At 49.1% G+C, this 4,248-nt stretch carries 5 protein-coding genes; 2 read left to right on the top strand and 3 right to left on the bottom strand.

Annotation, left to right across the window (positions count from 1 at the left end):
* Positions 1 to 205: 205 nt before the first annotated feature.
* Positions 206 to 949 carry a WecB/TagA/CpsF family glycosyltransferase gene (locus KDK14_RS09810; RefSeq protein WP_257264920.1) on the bottom strand — a complete coding sequence of 248 codons (744 nt, stop codon included), beginning with the start codon at positions 947 to 949 and terminating at the stop codon, positions 206 to 208.
* A gap of 19 nt (positions 950 to 968) precedes the next feature.
* A complete protein-coding gene (locus KDK14_RS09805; RefSeq protein ID WP_257264919.1) occupies positions 969 to 2,180 on the bottom strand; it encodes an aspartate-semialdehyde dehydrogenase in 1,212 nt (403 codons plus the stop codon).
* Between the two features lie 61 nt (positions 2,181 to 2,241).
* Here KDK14_RS09805 and KDK14_RS09800 point away from each other — a divergent pair, with 61 nt between their 5' ends.
* Together KDK14_RS09800 and KDK14_RS09795 are read left to right on the top strand one after the other, a co-directional pair.
* Positions 2,242 to 2,466 (top strand): type II toxin-antitoxin system PrlF family antitoxin, encoded by a 225-nt coding sequence (locus KDK14_RS09800; protein WP_101749139.1) that lies wholly within the window; start codon positions 2,242 to 2,244, stop codon positions 2,464 to 2,466.
* Positions 2,466 to 2,879 (top strand): type II toxin-antitoxin system VapC family toxin, encoded by a 414-nt coding sequence (locus tag KDK14_RS09795; RefSeq protein WP_257264917.1) that lies wholly within the window; start codon positions 2,466 to 2,468, stop codon positions 2,877 to 2,879. The genes KDK14_RS09800 and KDK14_RS09795 overlap by 1 nt, the downstream gene beginning before the upstream one ends.
* A 36-nt stretch (positions 2,880 to 2,915) precedes the next feature.
* Here the strand turns inward: KDK14_RS09795 and KDK14_RS09790 are convergent.
* The coding region (locus tag KDK14_RS09790; RefSeq protein WP_257264916.1) for a Gfo/Idh/MocA family protein at positions 2,916 to 4,248 on the bottom strand (1,333 nt) is incomplete at its 5' end.

The raw sequence follows: 4,248 nt of genomic DNA, 5'->3' as shown, positions 1-4,248 counted from the left end.
AGCTAAATATCCTATTATCGGGATGATCGTTCGACCGATTCTGTCGCCCTGCCCCAAGCCCAGCGGCCATAGCCCAGGCTCTTACTGGCAGAGAGAATGACAATAAAAGCCAGCCAGCCCACTGCTAAAATTCGTATCAATGGTTAATCCGAGATTAGTTATTTTGAATGGTGAGTGTTGAATTCAAAGCAACCTTATTCAATATTTACTTCCGAAGTTTTTCCCGCAACAAATACCAGGCAAACTTACTGTTGGTCACCAGATACCGCTTCCACATTCTGCGCGGTTCCTGAACAACACGGTAAAACCATTCCAGCCCGTATCGTTGCATCCACAACGGTGCACGATTAACCTTGCCTGCCACCACATCAAATGTACCACCCACACCCATCACAAAACTGACACCAAGCCGGTCTTGCCACTTGTTGATAAAGTTCTCTTTTTTCGGGCTGGTGATGGCCACAAATAACAGCTTGGCACCGCTGGCCTTGATCTTGTTGACTACAGATTCTTCATCGTCCCCCTCTTTGTTAAAAAAATAACCGTGATGATAACCGGCCAGTTTCAGCGTTGGATGCTCGGCCTGAAGCCGCCGTGCAGTTTCAGAGACTACTTCTTCAGTAGCACCCAGCAGGTAAACGGGCAAAGCTTCCTGCTCCGACATGGCAATCAAATGATGAAACAGGTCAACACCGGCAACCCTCTCTGCCACATCATGCCCCAGGAAGCGTGCCCCCAGTACAACGCCCATACCATCAATATTGATAATGTCACAGGCTTCGACCGACTCCCGTAGCTGAGCATCCTTTTGCATATGCACCAGCTTGGCCACATTCACGACCACATGCTGGGTAAACTGATTGGCTTGAATTCGGTCTTTAATAAAGTGTACGGTTTCGTCCATGGTGGCGACATCCATGGGCGAATTCAGGAAGGTTATTCGATTCATAGAAATTGAAGGTTGAAATTTATTCGGCAGGGTTTCTGGCAAGCCAGAAGGTTAAGGCAAAGTAAGCCCATGCCTGGCTCCAGCGCATATAGTTAATGGAGTTGGTGAAATGCCGGGTCTTCTGGTAAACAAACCGTTGCTTGCCCGGCAGGTACAGTGTTTTCAGTGAGTGGCTGATCACCTTTTTTGCCAGTACTCTGTCTTCTTCAGCAGCACCATCTTCACCGGCCAGCTTAACCAGCGTCAGCACCGCCTGGGCAACCGAATGCATATCCAGCGGGTAGCGGTTGTTGTTGTAATATTTGGCAGTACCGTCTGGTTCAAAGAAATTAGCTTTGTAATAACTGAAGCCTTTTTTAATAGCCTGATTAAACTCATCGGTATGTAATGACCGGCGAATTAAATCCAGAGCCTCCAGGTTATAACCGGTATGAAAGCCATCAATAAACTGGTGGTGGTGGCGGGCACCATAAACCCAGGAGCCATCTTCGCTTTGTTCGCCGGTAGACTGCCGGGCAACTTTCAGCGCCACTGCCTTATAAGCGTCATTGTTTGTATAAGCAGCGGCAACGGCCACCCAGGCAGCCGCCCAAAGGCTGGCATTATGGACAAACGCTGTTTCGCCGGGGATATAGGCAAAAAAATGTCGGCCATCAGCCTCGGTATAAAGGGTTTTTACAATAAAGTTGGCTGCATCCAATGCCGGTTTCCGATAAACCTCTGCCTGCTTTTTACTATCTAACGCATCAAGAGTATCCGCCAGGGCAAAAAGAGCCTGGGCCACATAAACCGTGGTAATCACATTGGGCTTGCCCTTGGGTACAAAAAAAGCCCGGGCCTTCCAGTCAAAGTGGTAGCCCCAGCAACTGTGTTTCCACGCCTTTCGCTCACATTGCTGGCTTAGCAGCCAGTCTGCCAGTGCAGTGGCTTCCTGTAAAAAGACGGTATCCTCTGTTCTGCGAGACTCTTCCAGTAACCCGAGAATAAACAGGCCTACCCCTTTTGGGTTACGGCATTTCGGTACACCCAGCAGGGGGCGGAAATTAATGGGAGACTGCTTGAAAAACTGAATCCAGGCCAAACCAAAAATACCCGACTTCAGGCCGGGCATCCATTCGAACAGTTTGCTGTTTAAACCGTCAAACGGGTCGTAACCGGCAAAGTGGTCTTGCCGTGATTGCTCCAGAACAGAAGCACTGATGGCCTCTACTTGACTCGAAAAAGTTGTCATTTAATCAATTATTAACTATTAATTTAATACCTAATAGATTCAAACCAGAGCGATAAGAATCATGATGAAATTAACCACGCAGGGTCAGGTAACCATTCCTGCCCATATTCGTAAAAGTCTCGGTCTGAATCCCGGAGATCGGGTCAATTTTATAAAAAACGAACGGGGCGAAGTGGTACTGCAAAAAGTAACGATTGAAACCGAAGACCCGGTAGAAAAAGCCGCTGATGAATTCAAGCTCAACATGGGTGCCGATGAGCTATTGAAACTTCTGAGGGATGATTGATGGCACTCATTCTGCTGGATACCTGCGTTATACTCGATATCCTTGATAAAGAGAGTCATTGGCATACATGGGCCAAGGAATCCTTGCGTGAACTGACCAAAGCTTACGATGCTGTGATTAACCCGATTATTTTTTCAGAACTTTGTGCCGGTATGGAATCACCGGCTGCGGTACTGAAATTACTGAACAGGCTCAACATTGGTGAGCAACCCCTGAACCATGACACCCTGTTTCTGGCCGCTAAAGCTTATCTCAAATACCGTAAAAAGGGGGGACAAAAAACGGGGGTGCTACCGGATTTTTATATTGGAGCACAGGCAGCCGTGTGCAAATGGCCGCTAGTCAGTCGGGACAAGGGGCGTTACACCAGTTATTTCCCAACGATTAGCGTGATTATGCCGGATAAAAACTGAGCCTTTGATTTCCATCAACCAATACCTGTTGAAGAATTACTCAAGCACAGAAAGGTCAACCTTAACCGGCATACCTGTGGTCATGGACTCAACCGCCAGAATGGTGGCCAGGCTATTGGCCATCAGGCACTCATAGCTGACGCTGGGGGTGCCACTTTTCAGGCCTGCCAGCCAGGTTTGCAGCATGGACTTTTGTCCCTTGTCTTGGGCTGGAAGTTTTTTATGGGTCTTGTCCAATTCACCACTGAACAGCGCCGCCTGCTTAAAGTCATGGATAATGGCTGAACGACCACTGCCGAATACTTCAACATACTCCTTTTCCATCGCCTTGGAGCCATCGGCGGTATAGGTGATACAGGCAATACTGCCATTGGCAAAGGCCAGGGTAACCACCAGGTTATCATTCAGCAGTGCTGATTTACCCGGCTTGGCTGAACCTACGGCATAAACAGAAACCGGCAGGGAGTCAGCCAGTGCCGATGCCAGATCGACAAAGTGGCAGCCCTCACCAATCATCCGTCCACCGCCCAGTTTCGGGTCCTGAATCCAGTGATCCATAGGAATAGTGCCGGCATTGGTGCGGATATTAATCACCAATGGGCTCTTTACTCCGCTGAAGTGTGAATTAACCAGTGTGGTCAGTGGCGCAAAACGGCGATTAAAACCCACCATTACCTGCCGGTCTCTGGCTCTGCCATAAGCCTGATGAACCAATGCCAGTTCTTCTACCGTCAGGCCCAGGGGTTTTTCCACATAAACATGCTTGCCAGCCTCAAGTGCTGAAACCACGGCACTGGCATGGGTATCGTGACGGGTGGTGACCAGCACCGCATCGGTTTCATCGCCCAGCACATCAGAGTAATTGCCCGCACAGAAAGCAAAACCAAACTGGTCAGCGACACCCTGAGCAGTACGACCGCTGGCGGTCACAAGCCCACGGAACTCAATACCTGTTTCATTTTTCAGAATTGGTAACAGGGTAGCTGTGGCGTAGTTACCCGCACCATAAAACGACAGCCCCAGCTTACTTTTATCCACCGGTTTTGGCTGCAGGGTAATGACTGAGGAGCCCGTGGTCGCTTTTGCCTGGTCACTGGCTTCACGGTAGTTCAATACGATACCGAGATAAGGCTCTTTTTTCTGACCTTCGATCAGAGCATAGGCTTCGCCCGCCTGCTCCAGGGCGTAACGGTGGGTAATCAATGACTGAATATCCAGCTTCTTCTGGGCAATCAGCTCCAGGAAGGTCTGCATATTCCGCTGCTCAGTAAAGCGTACATAACTGAGCGGGTAGTCATGGCCGCTTTCCTCATATAGGAATTGTCTGAAAATAACTTCCACATATTCAGATGTTCCACCGCAATCATCA

The organism is Endozoicomonas sp. ONNA2 (assembly GCF_024606365.1).
Lineage (GTDB): Bacteria > Pseudomonadota > Gammaproteobacteria > Pseudomonadales > Endozoicomonadaceae > Endozoicomonas.
The sequence above is the reverse complement of the archived record's forward strand: the minus strand, read 5'-3'. Positions and strand labels throughout refer to the sequence as shown.

Bases quoted from the DNA above. Each gene is read 5' to 3' on its own strand.
- KDK14_RS09810 (WP_257264920.1), bottom strand. From the start codon at position 949: ATGAATCGAATAACCTTCCTGAATTCGCCCATGGATGTCGCCACCATG.
- KDK14_RS09805 (WP_257264919.1), bottom strand. From the start codon at position 2,180: ATGACAACTTTTTCGAGTCAAGTAGAGGCCATCAGTGCTTCTGTTCTG.
- KDK14_RS09800 (WP_101749139.1), top strand. From the start codon at position 2,242: ATGATGAAATTAACCACGCAGGGTCAGGTAACCATTCCTGCCCATATT.
- KDK14_RS09795 (WP_257264917.1), top strand. From the start codon at position 2,466: ATGGCACTCATTCTGCTGGATACCTGCGTTATACTCGATATCCTTGAT.